This is a genomic window from Poseidonibacter sp. (genome assembly GCF_041821165.1).
In the GTDB taxonomy this organism is placed as follows: Bacteria; Campylobacterota; Campylobacteria; order Campylobacterales; family Arcobacteraceae; genus Poseidonibacter.
Window position 1 is genome coordinate 1 of the sequence record NZ_JBGUES010000007.1, and the last position, 19,392, is coordinate 19,392.

Here is a 19,392-nt window from a genome sequence, read left to right on the forward strand (position 1 = left end):
CTATAAAAGTATTAGAGTTGTTAAAAAAACACAAAATTAAAGCTACTATTCATGTAGGTCCTTCTTTTCAAGATACTGAAAAACTGCAGGAACTTATTTGTAGTGATTATGAAGTTATCAATTTTGTTCCATCAATGATTGAAGAGTTTTTTAAATATGATCTTGCTATCACAGGTGGTGGAGTAACACCATTTGAAGCAAATGCTGCAGGTCTTGTTTGTCTTATTATTGCAAATGAATTATTTGAAATTCAAAATGGAGAATACTTAGATAGTATAGGTGCATCAAAGTTTCTAGGATATTACAAAGATATCGATGAACGTTTATTTTCAAACTTAAATAGCTTAGATATTGTAACGATGAGTAAAAATGGAATAAACCAACTTAATACTATGGGAGCTGAAAAAATATACAAGGAGATTATGAAAAATGAATAAAACAGTAGTTATACATCAACCCGATTTTTTATCATATATAGGCTTTTTTCACCGCTTATTATATGCTGATTTATATATTGTACTTGATGATGTCCAATTTGTAAAAGGTACAAGTCAAAGTTGGATGAATAGGGATAAGATAAAAACACAAAATGGGGATAAATGGCTTACTGTTACTATTCAAAAATCACCTACTGGTACAAAAATTAATGATATTTTACTCAATGATACTATTGACTGGAAAAAACAGAATCTAGACCTTATTAAACAAAACTATAGAAAATCTGAATATTTCAAAGAGATTTTTCCTTATCTGGAGGAACTTTATTCTATTGAATGTAAAAACTTATCTGAATTTAATATGGCTTCTATACAGATGCTTATAAAATTATTTGATATAAATATTGCAATAAAATATTCTTCTGATTTAAAAACTACTAAGACTAAAAGTGAAAGATTAGTTGAAATTTTAACACAAGTAGAGGCTAGTCATTATTTATCTGGAGTGGGGGCAAAGGATTATCATGATAATAAGCCATTTGATGATGCCAATATTGAAGTAATATGGCAAGATTTTAATCATCCAGTATATCCACAATTGCACGGAGAATTTATGCCGTACTTAAGTAGTATTGATTTGCTTTTTAATTGTGGTATTGAAAAATCAAGAAAAATATTAAGGGGTATATAGATGAATATATTAGCAATAGGGGCACATTTTGATGATATAGAGTTAGGTTGTGGCGGTACATTAGCAAAACATGTGGCAAATGGTGATACTGTATATGCTTATGTAGCTACAAGATCTGGATTTACAAATCACCAAAATATTGAGATTAGATCAGATGCTAAAGCTACACTTGAAGGTGAAAATGCCATGAAGGTATTAGGTGTAAAACTTATAAAAGGTAGTTTTAAAACTTTACAAGTTGAATTTACTGATGATTTAAATCTTGAAATACTTAAAATTGTAGAAGAAAAGAAAATTGATACTGTTTATTCTCATTGGATGGGTGATATACACCATGATCATCAAGCAGTAGCTAGAGCATCTTTACATAGCTGTAGACATGTTCCTAGACAACTATTGTACCGAAGTAACTGGTACCATTCAAATTTAGATTTTAAAGGTAATTTTTATGTTGATATTTCAAATTTCTGGAAATTAAAAGAAAAAGCAATTCAAGCTCATGAGTCCGAAATGGAAAGAACAGGGAGTAAATGGATTGAGTTTTTTAAAAATGAAGCAAAAAATGCTGGACAAAGAACTGGTGTCGATAAAGCTGAAATTTTTGAAGTTGTTAAATGGTTAGACTAAACTATATTTACTATTCTATATGTTGAAATGATATAAGTAATGAAAAATAAACTTTTAAAAAATTCTATAATATATATTTTAGGTGATACATTAAATAAAGCTACATTATTTCTATTGTTACCAATTTTAACACGATATTTAACACCAGAAGATTATGGTCTCATCTCTATATTTACAGTGAGTATCTCTGTATTCGCAATATTTACTGGATTAAATATTCAAGGGGCTATAAATGTTAATTATTTTAAGTTAACTAAAGAAGAACTTCAAGTATATATTGGTAATTGTATAGTATTACTCCATATATCTACATTGTTTGTTTTTATCATTATCGGATTGTTTCATTCTTTTATTTTGGAAAACTTATCTTTAACTATAGAATGGTTGTTTGTTGCTGTATTATTAGCTTATGGACAATTTTTAACTACAATAAATCTTATCTTATGGATTGTAGAACAAAGACCAAAAGAATATAGTATTTACCAAATACTTCAAACAGTAATTATCACTGCTTTAACACTTTTTTTTGTAATTGTTTATGATATGAAATGGGAAGGTCAGTTTTTAGCAATTACCTTAGGTACATTGTTCTTTTCTATAGTAAGTTTTATTTTTATTGTTAAAAGAGGATATTTACGTTTTACTATAAATAAAGCGTATATTGTAGATGCTTTAAAATTTGGGATCCCTTTAATCCCACATGCCTTATCCGGAGTAATGAAAACAGGTGCAGATCGAATTATTATTATGAGTATTTTAGGTTCTGTAGCTACTGGAATCTATACAGTTGGATTTCAAGTAGGGATGGTCATTGGAGTTTTAGTAGCAGCATTTAATAAAGCATGGGCGCCATATTTATTCAGAGTTTTATCAAATTCTCCAACGATAAAGGATAAAGTAAAAATAGTAAAATTTAGTTACTTATATTTTGTGGGTATATTGATTTTTGCATTTTTATTTTCTTATATAAGTACTTTATTGATTCCTATTATTTTAGGGGAAAGTTTTGTAAGTTCATCGGAATTGATTATATATTTCGCAATTGCATTTGCTTTTGATGGTATGTATTATATGGTTACTAATTATTTGTTTTTTATTAAAAAAACGGATGTTTTAGCGTATGTAACATTTGGTGTATCTATAATTCATCTGTTTTTATTAGTATACTTAATTAAGTTAAATGGATTACTAGGTGCAGCACAGGCTGGAGTTATAAGTTATGCGATTACTTTTTTTCTAGTGTGGTATCTTGCAAATAAGTATTATCCAATGCCTTGGTTACAAGTAATCAGTTTAAAGGAAAATAATAAATGAAAAACTATATTGTATTTGATGATGGTGAAATAGTATTAGTCAACGATTTTAATAAAGTATTTCCAATGACAATGGTAAAAAATGATACATATAGAATAGAGATTTGCGGACATATTATAGAAAAATATTATAAATTGGAACCAAATAGTTTGGAGTGGAAGATATTTATCAATATATTATCTTTGCGATCAATTAAAATTGAAATTATTACCGCGTTAGTTTTACTGTCTAAAACAAAAAAAATTCGTATAATAAATACTGACTTTATTGATAATAGTTTCAGTAAATTGTTTGACTATGATATTGAAATAATAAATGAAAATTTTAAGATTTCTTATATAGATAAAGCACAATTTAGAAATGCTGTTATTAAATTCTTTATAAATAATTTTTTTAGACTTTTTATAAATAAGAAGATCCCAAAAACTTCTTCTGTTATACGAGCATGGACGGAGCATGATCTTCATTTACATAAAGAGGTAGTAGATCATTCTTCAATATTTATTTATCCTTTTGGAATCAATCTACGTAGAAGTATACATTTTATAAAAAGATGTTATAAAGAAAATAGTAACGTTACATTTATGGGAGTTCCTTACTCTTTTATAAAACTATTGAAGATTTTTTTAAGTACAAAGAAGCAAAAAGATCTGTCATTGTTAGAGTATGAAGTATCAGCTATGAAAAAGCATAGTAAAGAATTTTTAGGTTTCAATACAATTTATACTTCAGATGAATTTCTTCCTGCCGTACCTGCTTTGTATAATGAACTCATAAAAGAAAATAAACATGTACATAATGTTGCCCATGGGATGGGAATGTTGAATCCGTACAATATATATACTAAATTTCAAGTTATCAATGAGATACAAAAAAATTTTTATGAACAATATGACAAAAAAATTGAATATAGTACATATATGAAAGATTTTTATACTGAAAGAAAAGAAAAGAGTGAACTTCAAAATGCTTATGTCTTTATTCATCAAAATCTCGCTACGTATGGTTTACTATACGAATCACAACTTCAAAATCAGATTTTATCCCTTTTTAATACTGTAGATACAAATAATGTTTTTATAAAGTTTCATCCTAATTGTCTTAAAGAAGAAAAAGATACTCTTTTATCAAAATATAATAATATTAAAGAAATTAAAGAATTTAATACGAATAGAAATAATTATAGATTTTTTGCAACATGTTCAAGTGCATATTATGATTTTAGAAAATTTGGAAAGTTTATCTTTATAGAAGATGATTTATTTAATCCATTAAATTTTTTTACAAATATTACTATTTTACATATAAATCAATTAAAAAATTATTTAATAAACAATAAAGGAATCTAATAGAATATGAATCTAGTTTTTTCATCAAAAGTACTTATATTATTAATAGTCTGGAGTTCTTTTTTTTCTTTTCTATATATGAATATTTATGCATTTATAATATTTTTGTTGAGTTCTTTTTTTCTTATAATTAAAGAAAATAAATATCTTTTATATGTCCTTGGAAAGTATAAATTTTCTCTTTATTATTTATTTATTTATCTAATTGTATTTTCCTTACCTTTTATTATTATTAATAATTATTCAACAGCCGTGTACTTTTTATTGACAATATGGTCAATAGTTCTTTCTATTGTTTTTTTAAAAGATATAAATTTAGAATATTTCTATTTTGCAATAAAATACTTGTTTTTTACTTTTACTGGAATAACTTTACTTTACATTTATAGTACAGTAGGTATGTATGAAGACGCTTATAGGCTCGATTATATGATAGATGGCAAAGTGAGTGGAAATGGTGTAACCTCTTTTTTAAATATTCTTTTAGGTATGTATACAGCATTAAGAATGAAACTAAAAAATAAAAGTTCTATTCTACTTACTTTACTTTCTTTATATATTGTGATTGAAGGGTACGGCAGAGGTTCGATACTTTTTGTTCTGATACTGTTGATTATCAATTTAGTTTTTCTTTTTTATAGTGTAAATAGAAAATGGAAATTGTTTTATATAGTACTTTTATGTTTTGTAATTATTATGTTCAGTCCTTATATATATGATTTTCTTATGTCCACAAAACTTTCTCAAGGTATTCAAAATCCGAGAATTTATATTGCACAAGAGTATATATCAAAATTGCATGCATGGAATTTATTTTTTGGTGTTTCTTATGAAAATACTGTAATTGCAACATTATACGATAATAATCCACATATATCCTATATCCGTACACATCATATTTTTGGATTGTTTTACTTATTGGGTTTATTATATGTAGTATTAAAACAAACATTTTATGTAGTTTTTAATAGAAGCTTGATAAATTGGATAATATTATTGATTATTTATAATATATTGATGAGAGCAGTGAGTGAGCCTTTGTTGTTTCCTTCATTATTTGATTCTTTCTTTCTTGTAATATTATTCTCAATAACTAAAAAAAGTACAAAGGAAAATAGATGAATTTAAGTTATATTTGGTCAAAAGTTTTAAAAAAAATACGATTAAGCGCATTGAAAGATTGTGATATACATAAACTTTCGAAAATTGAATCTGGCTGTAATATGGTAAATGTTCAGATGGATAAACACAGTTTTTGTGGTTATAACTGTGAGATGATAAATGTGAAAATTGGTTCTTTTTCTTCGATTGCAAATGGCGTTATAATTGGTGGAGAGATGCATCCTATTGATTGGGTTTCTACTTCACCAGTTTTTTATGAAGGCAAAGATAGTATTCATACTAAATATTCAGAGCATAAAAGAGAAAAAAGTTTAATAACAACTGTAGGTCATGATGTTTGGATAGGACAAAATTGTTTAATCAAACAAGGTGTGAAAATTGGTAATGGCGCAGTTATAGGGATGGGAAGCGTTGTCACAAAAGACGTCTTACCTTATTCAGTTGTAGCAGGGAATCCATCAAAATTAATTAAAATGAGATATAATGCTGAAATAATTACTAACTTAGAAAAATTAGAATGGTGGACATTCGGTGATGAAGAATTAATTAGTTACGCAAAATATGTTAAAGAACCAACAATGTTTATAAATGAAATAAAAAATAGGAGAGCTAAAAATGAAAGATAATGAATATCAAATTTGTACATCTTGTATAATGGATACATCTGATCCTCATATAAATTTTGATGAAAACGGAGAATGTGATTATTGTCAGAATTTTAAAACTAATATCTTACCAGAATGGCAATATGGTGCGAATAGAACTGATGAATTAATGGCAATTTCAGAAAAGATTAAAAAAGATGGTGAGGGTAGAGATTTTGACTGTATTATAGGACTAAGTGGTGGACTAGATAGCTCATATACTGCGCATATTGCTAAAAATGTCATGGGTTTGAGACCATTACTTCTTCATGTTGATGCAGGTTGGAATACGGATCAAGCTGTAGAAAATATAGAAAAATTAGTAGATGGTCTTGGTCTTGATTTATATACCGAAGTGATTAACTGGGAAGAGATGAAAGATTTACAACTATCATTTTTAAAATCACAAATATCAGATCAAGATCTACCACAAGATATTTCATTCTTTTCTGCGTTGTATAAATTTGCACGTAAATATAAAATTAAGTATGTTGTTACAGGAGGGAATTATTCAACTGAGTGTTGTCGAGAACCTGAAGAATGGGGTGGATTTCCTGGAATTGATAAAACTTTAATTAAAGATATTCATTCAAAGTTTGGTAAAAATCCACTAAGTAGTTTTCCAATTGTTGATATTTTAAAATATAAAATTCTGTATAAATATATATATAAAATGAATGTTTTCAAACCGCTTGATTATGTTGATTTTAAAAAGAAAGATGCCGAAGATACTCTTAATAGTTTGTATGGTTGGAAAAAATTTAAGCATAAACATCATGAATCAAGATTTACTCGATTTTATGAAGACTATTGGTTACCGAAAAAGTTTGGATATGAAAAAAGAAGGGCACATTTTTCTAGTTTAGTAATGACAGGTCAAATGACCAAAGAGGATGCTTTATTGCGAATATCTAGTCCTGAGATGAGTGAAGATTTTTTAAATAAAGAGTTTGAATATGTTGCAAATAAATTAGATATCAGTACAAAGGAATTAACTGCAATCTTTGAAGGTAAGAATAAAACCTTTAAAGACTATAAAAATAAAAGATTTTTGATAGGAATTGGTGCTAATATTATGATGTTATTAGGTTTAGAGAAAAGGTTATTTCGATGATTGGAATAATAGACTATGGAGTAGGAAATATTAAAGCTTTTTCAAATATATATAAAAATTTGAATATGTCATATAGAATTTTAAAAAATAGTAATGATTTTGAAAATATAACAAAACTTATTCTACCTGGAGTTGGTTCTTTTGACCATGCAATGATTAGTTTACAAAATTCGGGAATGAGAGAAAAACTAGATGAACTTGTTTTAGAAAAAAAAATACCAGTTATTGGTATTTGTGTAGGGATGCAAATGCTTGCAAATAGTAGTGAAGAGGGTGTTTTACCAGGATTAGGTTGGATTGATGCTACAGTAAAAAAGTTTGATAAAACTAAAATAAAGAATTGTCCTTTACCACATATGGGTTGGAATACAGTTAATATTGAAAAGAAAAATAGAATATTTGATTCCATTGAGGATAATCCTAGATATTATTTTTTGCATTCATTTTATTTTCAGTGTGAAAATCTAACGGATGTATTAGCATCTTCAATATATGGAGATAAATTTGAATCCATAGTGAATCATGAAAATATTTATGGAATACAATGTCATCCTGAAAAAAGCCATCATAATGGTATTCAGATTCTTAAAAATTTTGGAAAAATATAATGTTGACTCCTAGAATTATTCCTTGTCTTTTAGTACATAAAAAAGGATTAGTAAAAACAACTAAGTTTAAAGATAGTAAATATGTTGGTGACCCAATTAATGCAGTAAAAATATTTAATGAAAAAGAAGCAGATGAATTAATAGTTTTAGATATTGATGCTACAGTTGAAAATAGAGAGCCAGATTATAAAATGATAGAAAATTTAGCTTCTGAATGTAGAATGCCTTTGTGTTATGGAGGAGGTATTAAAACAATAGAGCAAGCAACAAAAATATTTAATCTTGGTGTTGAAAAGATTGCACTTAGTTCTTCAGTAATAGAAAATTTGGAATTAATAACAAGTATTGCAAAAGAAGTTGGAAGTCAAAGTGTTGTGGTTGTAATAGATGTTAAAAAAAGAATACTTGGTGGGTATGATATATTTACACATAATGGTACAAAAAAAATTAAAGTAAATTTAGAAAAACTTATCAATGAACTACAATTAGCAGGTGTTGGTGAAATTGTTATTAACTCTATCGATAATGATGGAATAATGAAAGGATATGATTTAGGTCTAATAAAAAGAATTAAGCCATTAATTGATGTCCCTATGACTGTTCTTGGTGGTGCAGGATCTCTATCTGATATTAAAGTATTAATAGATAATTTTGGTATTATTGGTTGTGCTGCTGGAAGTTTATTTGTTTTTAAAGGTAAATACAGAGCAGTTTTAATTAACTATCCAAAAAGAGATGAAAAAGAAGAACTACATAAAAATTGCAAAATAGAGGTACAAAATGTTTAAAAATAAAACGCTACTAATCACAGGTGGAACAGGATCATTTGGAAATGCTGTTCTTAGAAGATTTTTAGATACTGATATAAAAGAGATACGAATTTTTTCAAGAGATGAAAAAAAGCAAGATGATATGAGAAAAGAGTATAATAATTCAAAATTAAAGTTTTATTTGGGTGATGTACGAGATATAAATTCTATAGTAGATGCAATGCGTGGTGTTGATTTTGTTTTTCATGCAGCAGCTTTAAAACAAGTACCTTCGTGTGAGTTTTATCCTATGCAAGCTGTTCAAACAAATGTAATTGGCACAGAAAATGTACTTAATGTTGCAATAGATGCAAATGTAAAAAAAGTGATTGTATTAAGTACTGACAAAGCAGTATACCCTATAAATGCAATGGGTGTAAGTAAAGCTATGATGGAAAGAGTTGCCGTTGCAAAAAGTAGAAATATAGATAATACAATGATTGCTTGTACTAGATATGGTAATGTAATGGCTAGCCGTGGTTCAGTTATTCCATTATTTATAGATCAAATTAAAAATAATAAAGATATCACAATCACAGATCCTGCTATGACGAGATTTATGATGAGTCTTGATCAAGCAGTAGAGTTAGTGTTATTTGCTTTTGAGAACGGAGAAAATGGAGACATTTTTGTGCAAAAATCACCAGCAGCAACAGTTGATCTTTTAGCTTCAACATTAAGTAAAATGTTTAAAAAACCAAATCATAAGATAGGTATAATAGGAACAAGACATAGTGAAAAATTGTATGAAACACTATTAACAAGAGAAGAGATGGTACATGCTATAGATATGGATGGTTATTATAAGATTCCTGCAGATACGAGAGATTTGAATTATAACAAATTTGTAGAAAATGGAGAGGAAATAGTTACACAAGCAGGTGAATATCACTCTCATAATACTCATAGATTAAATGAAGAAGAGTTAACTCAATTGCTTCTTAATTTGCATGAGATAAAAGATGAATTAAATGAATTTGGTTTAATTTAATATGAAAGTTTTAATTACAGGTTCTAATGGTTTTATTGCTAAAAATCTGATAGTTACTTTATCTAAAATGCCACATATAGAGATTATAAAATATAATAAAAAAAATACACTAGATGAGTTATATTCTATGATAGAGGAATCAGATTTTATCTTTCATTTAGCTGGAGTAAATAGACCTTCAGATATTAAGGAATTTTATGATGGTAATTTTAATTTTACAAAATATATTGTAGAATCATTAGAAAAACTAGATAAAAAAGTTCCAATATTATTTTCTTCTTCAACACAAGTGGGTAATGCTAGTGATTATTCTAAAAGTAAAGAGCAAGCAGAGAATATAATTGAAAACTATTCAATTGATAATAAGGTAAATTGTTTTATATATAGGTTGCCGAATGTTTTTGGTAAATGGTCTAAGCCAAATTACAACTCTGTAATAGCTACTTGGTGTTATAATCTTACTAGAAATATTGAGATTCAAGTCAATAATAAAGATACACAACTAGAATTAGTATATATAGGTGATGTGGTGCATGCTTTTATTGATCATTTGTATTTAAATAATAGTTATAATAGTATTTATTGTAAAATAAATAAAACTTATGTGAAAACATTAGGCGAAATTGAAGAACTAATGTACAAGATTAAAAATAGTAGAGATACATTATTGATTCCAAATATTGCTAGCGGATTTGAACGGGTTTTAAATGCTACATATTTAAGCTTTTTACCCAAAGATAAATTTTCATATAAATTAAATGGACATGAAGATAATCGGGGTACATTTTACGAAATATTAAAAACTATAGATAGTGGACAATTGAGTATTTCAACAACAAAACCAGGTATTACAAGAGGGAATCATTATCATAATACTAAAAATGAAAAGTTTTTGGTTATTAAAGGAAAAGCATTAATTGAGTTACGTGATATATTTGCGGATGAAATTGTACAGTATAATGTAAGTGCTGATAATTTAGAAATAGTTGAAATGATACCTGGGTACACTCATAATATTACAAATACAGGTGATGATGAAATGATTTTACTAATATGGGCAAATGAAAACTATGATGAAAAAGCTCCAGATACAAATTTTCTAAAGGTATAAAAATGATAAATAGATTAAAAGTAATGACAATTGTAGGTACAAGACCAGAAATAATACGACTTTCTGCTGTGATTGATAAGTTAGAAAATTCAAATGCTATTAAACATATACTTGTCCATACAGGCCAAAATTATGATTATGAATTAAATGAAGTTTTTTTTAATGATTTTAATTTAAGAAAGCCAGATTATTTTTTAGATGCAGCTGGAGAAGGTCCTACTGAAACAATTGGTAAGATATTAATTGCGATAGATCCTATAATGGAAAAAGAAGCTCCAGATGCCGTTTTAATTTTAGGAGATACTAATAGTTGTTTATGTGCAATTCCTGCTAAAAAAAGACATATTCCTATTTTTCATATGGAAGCAGGAAATAGATGTTTTGATCAACGAGTACCTGAAGAAACAAACAGAAAAATAGTAGATCATACTTCTGATATAAATCTTACATATAGTGATATTGCACGAGAATATTTATTAAAAGAAGGATTACCTGCTGATAGGATTATAAAAACTGGTTCCCCTATGTATGAAGTAATTACAAATAAATTAGAGGATATAAAGAGTTCAACTATATTAGATGAATTACAGTTAGAAAAAGGTAAATATTTTGTAATCTCTGCACATAGAGAAGAAAATATAAGTAGTGATAAAAACTTTTTAGATTTGGTTAATACTATAAATACAATAGCTGATATTTATAATCTTCCAATTATTATATCAACACATCCTCGTACAAGAAATAAAATTGAACAACTTAATATTACGTTTAATGAATTGGTTTCACTTATGAAACCAATGGGCTTTAATGATTATGTGAAGTTACAAAAAGATTCAAAAGCAGTATTAAGTGATAGTGGAACTATTAGTGAAGAATCTTCTGTATTACAATTTAAGGCTTTAAATATACGAGAAGCACATGAGCGACCAGAAGCTATGGAAGAAGCAAGTGTTATGATGGTGGGATTAAAAAAAGAAAGGATACTCCAAGGGCTTGAAATATTAACTACACAAAAAGAAATTACTTTGAGAAATGTTGCTGATTATAGTATGCCTAATGTTTCAGAAAAAGTTTTACGAATAATTTTATCTTATACAGATTATGTGAACAAAACGGTATGGAAGAAAATTGGATAAACAAATTATAATTATAAGTGAATATTTTTATCCAAATGAAAGAACAGATGCTTTTTTGTTAACTGAGATTAGTAAAAGATTAGCAACTACTAACAAGAATGTTAAAATAGTTTGTACTTCACAATTAAATGGAAATACAGAATTATCAAGTCTTGAAGATAAAGTCATTCGTTTAAAAGAGAGTAGATTAAATAGTAATAATCTGATAATGCGTATTTTAAAATTTCTTAATTTAACCACAAAGCTTAGTTTAAAAGCATTTTCATTAATTAAAAAGCATGATAGAGTTCTTATAACAACTAATCCTGCTTTTTTACTTCCAATAATATCGTTATTTAGAAAATTTATAAATTTCGAATATACGATATTGGTATATGATGTTTTTCCTGAAAATCTTGTTTCTGCAAATATAATTTCTAAAAAAAACTTTTTTTATAAAATTATTAAAAAGATATTTGATTGGTCGTATTCTCAGTCAGATAGATTAATTGTAATAGGCAGAGATATGCAGGATGTAATGTCTCAGAAAATCAGTACAAAAACAAGAATTTTTTTAATTCAAAATTGGTGTAATTATGAAAATATTAGCTATGAAGCAAAAAATAAAAATAAAATCCTTCTAAAATTAGGGATAGAAACAAAAAAAGTATTTTTATTTGCAGGAAACCTTGGTAGAGTTCAAGGAATTACAACATTATTAGAAGCATCAAATCTTGTTAAGAATAAAGATTTTATATTACTTTTTATTGGTGAGGGAGCATGTAAAAATGAGATAATAAGTTTTATTGACAGTAATAAAAATGGCAAAGTAGTTTATGGTGGGTCATATCCTCTTTCCGAGCAAAATGATTTTTTAAATGCTTGTGATGTATCAATTATTTCATTAAATAAATCAATGTATGGATTGGGTGTTCCAAGTAAGTCATATACGAATATGGCAGCTCAAAAACCTTTATTATATATTGGAGATGAACAATCTGAAATTGCGCAAGTGATAAATGAATTTAATATTGGATGGTCTGTTGAACCAGGTGATAAAAATAAATTAGCGAGCAAAATTGATGAAATATGTATGAAGTCTGATTTGTATAAAGAAATAGGAAAAAGATCAAGAGATGTAGTTGTAAATTACTTTTCTAAAGATTTAATTCTTAACAAATATTCAAAATTATTTGAGGAAAATATATGATATATATTCTCTTATTTATAATTTCATTTTTGCTTACCTATTTTATAAAAAACTATGCAATTAAAAAATCACTAATAGCAGAAGTAACAGAACGTAGTTCTCATACTGTTCCTACTCCACATGGAGGAGGTATAGCTATATCTATTACATGGTTTATAGGTTTGAGTTATTTATATTTTTCAAATCAAATTGAGTCAAATTTCTTTTATGCACTATTAGTTGGTATTATTATTAGTATTGTTAGTTTTTTTGATGATATATATGAATTGAGTCCAAAATTAAGACTTATATTACAATCTTTTGTATCGATATTTGGACTATATTTTTTAGATGGATTGAATACTATAACTTTAGGTATATTTGACATAAGCTTTTCTATTTTTACAAATATTTTTGCATTTTTTATGATAATTTGGTTTATTAACTTAACTAATTTTATTGATGGTATAAATGGTTATGTGGGAAGTGAATTTGTATTTTTAAGTATATCAGGACTGATACTATTTGGTGATGCTCATTTTGCTGTATTGGCTGTATCTGTTTTAGGTTTTTTATATTGGAATTGGAACAAAGCGAAGATATTTATGGGAGATGTAGGTAGTACTCTTCTTGGGTATAATATAGCTATTTTTACACTTTATTATGCAAATATAGAGAGTTCAAACTTATGGGTATGGATTACACTATTTGGTCTGTTTTGGTTTGATGCTACTATTACATTAGTTCGAAGAAAGCTAAATGGTGAGAAACTTTCACAAGCTCATAAAAAACATGCCTACCAAAGACTTACTCAATCAGGTTGGAGTCACTTTAAGGTTACAAACTTTTCTATTGGATTAAATATATTGATTTTTGGCTTAGTTTATTTTATATCTAATATTGCTATTAGTTTTTTTGTTTCTTTGGTGTTGCTTTATTTCTCTTATAGATTTGTAGATAATAAGAAGAAGTTTGTATGAAATATACAAGACTAGAGATACCAGAGCTTATACTTTGTGAACCTATGATTCATAAAGATAATAGAGGGTTTGTATATGAGTCTTTTAAAAAAGAATCATTTAATAGTTTTGTAGGATTTGATGTAGAGTTTTGTCAAGACAATCTACTATCTAGTGATTATGGTGTTATACGAGCTCTTCATACAAATACTTTAGAATACTCTCAATCAAAATTAGTATCTGTATTAGATGGTAAGATTTTAGATGTTGCAGTTGATTTTAGAGTAGGCTCTCCTACATATGGAAAATCTATTTCTTTAGAACTAAGCAGTCAAAATCACAAACAGCTATTTATTCCAAGAGGTTTTTTGCATGGTTTTGTAGTATTAAGCCACAAAGCTGTGGTAAATATCAAAATAGATAGATATTTTGCAGCAGGGGAAAGTATTGGGGTTAGATATGATGACTCTTTATTAGGTATTGATTGGAAAATTGATAAAAAAGATTCTATACTTTCAATTGCTGATGAAAACTTGCCTTTATTTAGTGAAGTTACATCTGCTTTTAAGTACAATGAAAATTATTATTAAATATTGGAGTTTATATGTTTTCAGTTGATAAAAGAGCTTTAAATTTTCTAGTGATTATATCACTTACTCTTTTTACATTTTTTTGGACATCGTTTATTTTTCGTATTTCTTTTGATTGGTATAGTGTTGGGGTTATTTTAGTTATTAGGATATTGGCTTCTATATTTATCTTTAGAGATTATTCGCTTTCTTGGTCAAAGGTTAGTCAAAAGACTTTTTTGATTAAGAGTTTTGTTTATATTGTGGCTTTTGGGCTGTATTTGCCTTTTTTATATGGTCATGTTAGATTTGCTTTTTTAGTATCTGAGTTGTTTTTCTATCTATTTAGTATAAACTTTGCTATGTATTTATACTATTTTTTAGTAAATAAAAGCAATTTAGCTAAAACAAAAACTTTGGTGATATATGGTGCTGGAAAAGCAGGTATTAAACTTGAAGAAGAGTTTAAAGATAGTGAATATAAAATCAAGTACTTTATAGATGATGATAAAGTTCTTCATAAAAGAACAATAGATTCTATTAGTATTTTATCAATCAAAAAGCTAAAAAAACTATTAGGGGCAAATAAAGAAAAATATGATCTTTTAATTATCTCAATGCCAAGTGCATCAAAAGATAGAATCAAAGAGATTTACGAAGATACAATACCATTTTTTAAAGAGGTTAGAGTACTACCATCGCTTGAAAATATCTTAGGTGATGAAGACTATAAAAAGCAACTAAAAGATATTACAGTAGAAGATTTACTTGCACGTCATCCAAAAGATTTAGATACAGCAAAGATTGAGTCTTTTATCAAAGATAAAGTAGTCTTAATCACAGGTGCAGGTGGAAGTATAGGTAGTGAGATAAGTAGACAATGTAAAAAGTTTGGTGCAAAACAACTAATACTACTTGACCATAGTGAGTATAATTTATATAGTATTGTAGATGAATTGAACTCTAGTATAGTTGTACCTGTTATGCAAACAGTTAGAAATATAAACTATCTTGAGAGTACATTTGGTAAGTATAAACCTCAGATTGTAATACATGCAGCTGCTTATAAACATGTGCCACTAGTTGAGGATAACATTTTAGAAGGAATATCTAACAATATCATTGGTACAAAAAACTGTATTGATACAGCTATCAAGTATGGTGTAGAAAAGTTTGTACTAATCTCAACAGATAAAGCAGTACGTCCTACAAATGTTATGGGTACTACAAAAAGAATTTGTGAATTATATGCACAAAATGTAGATTCAAAAGATACAGAGATAGTAGCAGTAAGATTTGGAAATGTTCTAGGAAGTAGCGGAAGTGTAATACCAAAGTTTAAATCACAAATAGAACAAGGTAAAAATATCACTGTAACTCATCCTGATATCACAAGATACTTTATGCTTATACCTGAAGCTTGTGAGCTTGTACTTCAAGCAGGTGCTATTGCACAAGGTGGTGAGATATTTATTCTTGATATGGGAGAACCTATTAAAATAGTAGATTTAGCTAAAAAGATGATAGAGTTATCAGGACGTGATGATATTGGTATTGATTATTGTGGATTAAGACCTGGTGAGAAACTATATGAAGAGCTTCTTATAAATGATTCTGATAAAAAAACACAATACGAATCAATAACAGTAGCAAGTCCTACTCATTTTGATATTGATGAGTTAAATGAGAAGATTGAAAAGTTACTTGTAAAAAAAGATAAGATAAAAGTCTTAAAAGAGATAGTTCCAGAGTTTGATCATAAGTTGAATAATTAGAATACACAATAAAAAAAGGTAGAAGTTAAAACTCCTACCTTTTTATATATAGATGTGCTTAGAGCTTACGCTTCTACAGCTACTTCTACAGGAGTACCTTCCCAGATACCATGTTTAGTACAGTAACCATGAGCTACTAAGTTTAATTTTTTTCCGTTTGGAATAATTGTGAAAGTAGTAGTATTATGAGCTTTAACATTTCCTAATGTTCCTGGAACATAAGAAGCTTTTGCTAATAAAACATCTCCGTTAAATAATGAAACAGACTCAATATAGTGATCGAAATCATCTGGATGAGTGTATTCGTTACCCATTTTAACAGTTACTTCAAATGGCTCACCTGCTTTTGCAGTATCATTACAGTGAATGAACGGTGAGTGTCTATCAATTAAATCTTTTTTTGCTTCTCTTTCTACAGTATCAATATCTACATATTTATTAATTTTTGGCATAAATTCTCCTAGTTTTTTTATTAAGATTATTATACTACAATTTTTATTAAATTAAATAGGATATTTTTTATCCTATATGAAAAATTATCCAAAAAAGTAGTAGTAGTGTAAATTTTGGACATATTTGGTATAATCACGAATGAATAAAGAAGATTATTTTATAAAACAGTTTTCAAGTAATAAAGTTATAGGTGATGATGGTGCAGTTATAGGAAAATGGGTATATTCTATGGATGCCTTTTTTGAAAATGTACACTTTAAAAAAGAGTGGCTAAGCTTAGAGCAAATTGCATATAAATCAATGATAATAAATATTTCAGATGCAATTGTAATGAATGCTTATCCTAAATATGCTTTATTAAGTGTAGCTATTCCTAAATCATATACAAATAAAGAGTTAAAACAATTATCAAAAGGTTTTAAAAAAGCAGCATGTGAATTTGATATTGAAATAATTGGTGGAGATACAATAGCAAATGAAAAGTTAGATATATCAGTTACTATTGTTTCAAAAACTAAAAAACCAATATTTAGATCAGGAGTTAAAAAAGATGATTTGATTTGTTTTACTGGTACTTTAGGTTCTAGTAAAAAAGATTTAAATAAGCTTTTTAAAAATAAAAAAATAGATAAAAAATCAAAATTTATCAAACCAATTTTAAATCCAAAGTTTTTTTATGAAGCATCAAAATATATAAGTGCCTCAATGGATATTTCAGATGGATTATTTTTTGAGCTACAAAGATTATCAAAAGCAAGTAAGGTTGGATTTGATTTTTTTGAAAAAATAGATGATGATATTGGTACATCAGGAGAAGAGTATGAAATACTTTTTTCATTTGAAGAAAAGAATAGAAAAAAAATAGAGAAAATAGCAAAAAAACATAATGTTGAGTTAAATATATTTGCCAAAGCAATAGAAGGTAAATATACAACAACTAGCAAAAACCACCATTTTTAAATTAAACAAGGAAAAATATTGAACAACTTACAAAGATATCTAAGTCACTCTAAAATTGATGTAGTATTTAAACAAACAAAGGACGACTTTGTTGTAACAGAAGAACCATTATACGAATTCTCAGGTGAAGGTGAACATCTTATTTTAAAAATAAGAAAAAAAGATTTAGCAACATGGGATGCATTAGAAATAATTGCAAAATTTGTAGGATGTAAAAGTAGAGATATTGGTTATGCAGGTTTAAAAGATAAAAATGCAATGACAATACAATGTATTTCTATTAATAAAAAATATGAAGAGAAATTAAAAAGTTTCAATCATGCAAATATTAAAATTTTAAATACTACTTATCATAATAATAAAATAAAAGTAGGGCATTTAAAAGGTAATAAATTCTTCATTAGACTAAAAAGAGTAAATCTTATTGATTGTAGAAAAATAGAAGAAGCTCTTGGAAAAATTGTAACTTATGGTATGCCTAATTATTTTGGATTCCAAAGATTTGGAATTGAGGGAGATAACTATAAAAAGGGTAAAGCTATTATTGAAGGTACTCTTAAAGAAAAAAGAAGAAATTTAAAACAAATGTATATCAACTCTTATCAAAGTTATCTTTTTAATTCTTGGCTTTCAAAAAGAATTGAAATTTCAAAACTTGTTGATGCTTTTGAACCAAAAGAGATTTGTGAGAGATTAAATTTACCACTTGATGTAGTAAAAAGAATGAAAAAACAAAAACATCCTCTTAAGATTATGACTGGTGATTTATTATCTCATTATCCATTTGGAAAAATATTTACTATTGATGATTTAGAAACAGAATCAGATAAGTTTTTTGATAGAGATAGAGTACCAACTGGACTATTAGCTGGTACAAGAGTTAAAAATTCTGAAGGTCTAGCTTATGAAATAGAAAAAGAGTTTGAAGAGCAAACAGGAGAAGATGGAGCAAGAAGATTTGCTTGGATTTTCCCAACAGAAGTAGAGAGTAATTATAAAGAAGAAAAAAATTGGATGGAATTACAATTTTTCTTACCAAAAGGTTCTTATGCAACTGAACTAATTGCTGAAATAATTCATTAATAATTTTCAAAAAAATTATATAATGATTAAGTAAAAATAAGTTAAACTCTTCATACAAGGTTAGTAAAGGATATATATGAAGTATGAAGAGTTAATTAGTGAACTATGCGACGTGATTAAAGAATCTGAAAATAACGCCGATTTAATATATGAGGATTTAGAATCAATACAACAAACATTATCTGATTCAGATATTTGTACTACAAAAAAAGCTGACATTTCAAATAAAATAGAAAATTCATTAGGTTTACTTCAACATCAAGATTTACATAGACAAAAGATTGAAAGAGTAGTAAATTTCGTATGTGAACATAATAATATAGATAGAGGTAAGTATAATCTTGCTTCAAGTGCTAAAAGTATTGGTTCAGATGATGTTCTTAGTGAAGATGAATTAGAAGAGTTATTAAAATCAATGCAGTCTTAGTTTTTTAGTATTCAAATAAAAGAAGTTTAAACTTCTTTTATTCTT

21 protein-coding genes are annotated in these 19,392 nt (G+C 27.1%); 20 read left to right on the forward strand and 1 reads right to left on the reverse strand.

The annotated features are described in order from the left end of the window. The 17 genes from ACERKK_RS01530 to ACERKK_RS01610 form a co-directional block, all read left to right on the forward strand. Positions 1-437 (forward strand): hypothetical protein (locus ACERKK_RS01530; RefSeq protein ID WP_373771307.1); only part of this gene is annotated, 437 nt, incomplete at its 5' end. Beyond that, the gene (locus ACERKK_RS01535) at positions 430-1,128 is read left to right on the forward strand and encodes a WbqC family protein (RefSeq protein WP_373771308.1); all 699 of its coding nucleotides are present in this window, start codon (positions 430-432) and stop codon (positions 1,126-1,128) included. The genes ACERKK_RS01530 and ACERKK_RS01535, both read left to right, overlap by 8 nt. Further along, the gene (locus ACERKK_RS01540; protein WP_373771309.1) at positions 1,129-1,755 is read left to right on the forward strand and encodes a PIG-L deacetylase family protein; all 627 of its coding nucleotides are present in this window, start codon (positions 1,129-1,131) and stop codon (positions 1,753-1,755) included. Positions 1,756-1,794: 39 nt separating this feature from the next. Further along, positions 1,795-3,069: a lipopolysaccharide biosynthesis protein gene (locus ACERKK_RS01545; protein ID WP_373771310.1), complete on the forward strand. Its 1,275-nt coding sequence runs from the start codon at positions 1,795-1,797 to the stop codon at positions 3,067-3,069. Further along, on the forward strand, positions 3,066-4,418 hold the full coding sequence (locus ACERKK_RS01550) for a hypothetical protein (protein WP_373771311.1): 1,353 nt from the start codon (positions 3,066-3,068) through the stop codon (positions 4,416-4,418). Before ACERKK_RS01545 ends, ACERKK_RS01550 begins: the two co-directional genes overlap by 4 nt. Positions 4,419-4,847: 429 nt before the next feature. After that, positions 4,848-5,540: a hypothetical protein gene (locus ACERKK_RS01555; protein ID WP_373771312.1), complete on the forward strand. Its 693-nt coding sequence runs from the start codon at positions 4,848-4,850 to the stop codon at positions 5,538-5,540. 116 nt (positions 5,541-5,656) lie between these two features. After that, positions 5,657-6,166, forward strand: a complete 510-nt coding sequence (locus tag ACERKK_RS01560; protein WP_373771313.1) for a CatB-related O-acetyltransferase — start codon at positions 5,657-5,659, stop codon at positions 6,164-6,166. Next, positions 6,156-7,298: an N-acetyl sugar amidotransferase gene (locus ACERKK_RS01565; RefSeq protein ID WP_373771314.1), complete on the forward strand. Its 1,143-nt coding sequence runs from the start codon at positions 6,156-6,158 to the stop codon at positions 7,296-7,298. The genes ACERKK_RS01560 and ACERKK_RS01565 overlap by 11 nt, the downstream gene beginning before the upstream one ends. Continuing rightward, positions 7,295-7,906 (forward strand): imidazole glycerol phosphate synthase subunit HisH, encoded by a 612-nt coding sequence (gene hisH, locus ACERKK_RS01570; RefSeq protein WP_373771315.1) that lies wholly within the window; start codon positions 7,295-7,297, stop codon positions 7,904-7,906. Before ACERKK_RS01565 ends, hisH begins: the two co-directional genes overlap by 4 nt. Beyond that, positions 7,906-8,694, forward strand: a complete 789-nt coding sequence (locus ACERKK_RS01575) for an AglZ/HisF2 family acetamidino modification protein (RefSeq protein ID WP_373771316.1) — start codon at positions 7,906-7,908, stop codon at positions 8,692-8,694. Before hisH ends, ACERKK_RS01575 begins: the two co-directional genes overlap by 1 nt. Continuing rightward, positions 8,687-9,706, forward strand: coding sequence for a polysaccharide biosynthesis protein (locus ACERKK_RS01580; protein ID WP_373771317.1), 1,020 nt, complete (start codon positions 8,687-8,689; stop codon positions 9,704-9,706). Before ACERKK_RS01575 ends, ACERKK_RS01580 begins: the two co-directional genes overlap by 8 nt. A 1-nt stretch (position 9,707) precedes the next feature. Next, the gene (locus ACERKK_RS01585) at positions 9,708-10,817 is read left to right on the forward strand and encodes an NAD-dependent epimerase/dehydratase family protein (protein WP_373771318.1); all 1,110 of its coding nucleotides are present in this window, start codon (positions 9,708-9,710) and stop codon (positions 10,815-10,817) included. 2 nt (positions 10,818-10,819) lie between these two features. Continuing rightward, positions 10,820-11,953, forward strand: coding sequence for a non-hydrolyzing UDP-N-acetylglucosamine 2-epimerase (wecB, locus tag ACERKK_RS01590; RefSeq protein ID WP_373771319.1), 1,134 nt, complete (start codon positions 10,820-10,822; stop codon positions 11,951-11,953). Next, entirely contained in the window at positions 11,946-13,142 is a 1,197-nt protein-coding gene (locus ACERKK_RS01595) for a glycosyltransferase family 4 protein (protein WP_373771320.1), read from the forward strand. The genes wecB and ACERKK_RS01595 overlap by 8 nt, the downstream gene beginning before the upstream one ends. After that, a complete protein-coding gene (locus ACERKK_RS01600) occupies positions 13,139-14,101 on the forward strand; it encodes a glycosyltransferase family 4 protein (RefSeq protein ID WP_373771321.1) in 963 nt (320 codons plus the stop codon). The genes ACERKK_RS01595 and ACERKK_RS01600 overlap by 4 nt, the downstream gene beginning before the upstream one ends. After that, the gene (gene rfbC, locus ACERKK_RS01605; protein WP_373771322.1) at positions 14,098-14,670 is read left to right on the forward strand and encodes a dTDP-4-dehydrorhamnose 3,5-epimerase; all 573 of its coding nucleotides are present in this window, start codon (positions 14,098-14,100) and stop codon (positions 14,668-14,670) included. The genes ACERKK_RS01600 and rfbC overlap by 4 nt, the downstream gene beginning before the upstream one ends. 14 nt (positions 14,671-14,684) lie before the next feature. Beyond that, positions 14,685-16,424: a polysaccharide biosynthesis protein gene (locus tag ACERKK_RS01610; RefSeq protein ID WP_373771323.1), complete on the forward strand. Its 1,740-nt coding sequence runs from the start codon at positions 14,685-14,687 to the stop codon at positions 16,422-16,424. A gap of 65 nt (positions 16,425-16,489) precedes the next feature. Here the strand turns inward: ACERKK_RS01610 and ACERKK_RS01615 are convergent, their stop codons facing one another. Then, positions 16,490-16,876 carry a class II SORL domain-containing protein gene (locus ACERKK_RS01615; protein ID WP_373771324.1) on the reverse strand — a complete coding sequence of 129 codons (387 nt, stop codon included), beginning with the start codon at positions 16,874-16,876 and terminating at the stop codon, positions 16,490-16,492. A 139-nt stretch (positions 16,877-17,015) separates the two neighbouring features. Between ACERKK_RS01615 and ACERKK_RS01620 the strand changes: the two genes are divergently transcribed. The 3 genes from ACERKK_RS01620 to ACERKK_RS01630 all read left to right on the forward strand — a co-directional run bounded on the left by ACERKK_RS01620 (position 17,016) and on the right by ACERKK_RS01630 (position 19,347). Beyond that, positions 17,016-17,837: a thiamine-phosphate kinase gene (locus tag ACERKK_RS01620; protein ID WP_373771325.1), complete on the forward strand. Its 822-nt coding sequence runs from the start codon at positions 17,016-17,018 to the stop codon at positions 17,835-17,837. An 18-nt stretch (positions 17,838-17,855) separates the two neighbouring features. After that, positions 17,856-18,920 (forward strand): tRNA pseudouridine(13) synthase TruD, encoded by a 1,065-nt coding sequence (truD, locus tag ACERKK_RS01625; RefSeq protein WP_373771326.1) that lies wholly within the window; start codon positions 17,856-17,858, stop codon positions 18,918-18,920. A gap of 76 nt (positions 18,921-18,996) precedes the next feature. Beyond that, positions 18,997-19,347: a hypothetical protein gene (locus ACERKK_RS01630; protein ID WP_373771327.1), complete on the forward strand. Its 351-nt coding sequence runs from the start codon at positions 18,997-18,999 to the stop codon at positions 19,345-19,347. Positions 19,348-19,392: the final 45 nt, after the last annotated feature.

What these genes read in the sequence shown, in the direction of transcription:
- ACERKK_RS01560 (WP_373771313.1), top strand. Translation starts at nt 5,657, where the DNA reads ATGGATAAACACAGTTTTTGTGGTTATAACTGTGAGATGATAAATGTG.
- ACERKK_RS01580 (WP_373771317.1), top strand. Translation starts at nt 8,687, where the DNA reads ATGTTTAAAAATAAAACGCTACTAATCACAGGTGGAACAGGATCATTT.
- ACERKK_RS01620 (WP_373771325.1), top strand. Translation starts at nt 17,016, where the DNA reads ATGAATAAAGAAGATTATTTTATAAAACAGTTTTCAAGTAATAAAGTT.
- ACERKK_RS01630 (WP_373771327.1), top strand. Translation starts at nt 18,997, where the DNA reads ATGAAGTATGAAGAGTTAATTAGTGAACTATGCGACGTGATTAAAGAA.
- wecB (WP_373771319.1), top strand. Translation starts at nt 10,820, where the DNA reads ATGATAAATAGATTAAAAGTAATGACAATTGTAGGTACAAGACCAGAA.
- hisH (WP_373771315.1), top strand. Translation starts at nt 7,295, where the DNA reads ATGATTGGAATAATAGACTATGGAGTAGGAAATATTAAAGCTTTTTCA.
- ACERKK_RS01540 (WP_373771309.1), top strand. Translation starts at nt 1,129, where the DNA reads ATGAATATATTAGCAATAGGGGCACATTTTGATGATATAGAGTTAGGT.
- ACERKK_RS01585 (WP_373771318.1), top strand. Translation starts at nt 9,708, where the DNA reads ATGAAAGTTTTAATTACAGGTTCTAATGGTTTTATTGCTAAAAATCTG.
- ACERKK_RS01555 (WP_373771312.1), top strand. Translation starts at nt 4,848, where the DNA reads ATGATAGATGGCAAAGTGAGTGGAAATGGTGTAACCTCTTTTTTAAAT.
- ACERKK_RS01600 (WP_373771321.1), top strand. Translation starts at nt 13,139, where the DNA reads ATGATATATATTCTCTTATTTATAATTTCATTTTTGCTTACCTATTTT.
- ACERKK_RS01545 (WP_373771310.1), top strand. Translation starts at nt 1,795, where the DNA reads ATGAAAAATAAACTTTTAAAAAATTCTATAATATATATTTTAGGTGAT.
- ACERKK_RS01615 (WP_373771324.1), bottom strand. Translation starts at nt 16,876, where the DNA reads ATGCCAAAAATTAATAAATATGTAGATATTGATACTGTAGAAAGAGAA.
- ACERKK_RS01575 (WP_373771316.1), top strand. Translation starts at nt 7,906, where the DNA reads ATGTTGACTCCTAGAATTATTCCTTGTCTTTTAGTACATAAAAAAGGA.
- ACERKK_RS01565 (WP_373771314.1), top strand. Translation starts at nt 6,156, where the DNA reads ATGAAAGATAATGAATATCAAATTTGTACATCTTGTATAATGGATACA.
- ACERKK_RS01535 (WP_373771308.1), top strand. Translation starts at nt 430, where the DNA reads ATGAATAAAACAGTAGTTATACATCAACCCGATTTTTTATCATATATA.
- ACERKK_RS01610 (WP_373771323.1), top strand. Translation starts at nt 14,685, where the DNA reads ATGTTTTCAGTTGATAAAAGAGCTTTAAATTTTCTAGTGATTATATCA.
- rfbC (WP_373771322.1), top strand. Translation starts at nt 14,098, where the DNA reads ATGAAATATACAAGACTAGAGATACCAGAGCTTATACTTTGTGAACCT.
- ACERKK_RS01550 (WP_373771311.1), top strand. Translation starts at nt 3,066, where the DNA reads ATGAAAAACTATATTGTATTTGATGATGGTGAAATAGTATTAGTCAAC.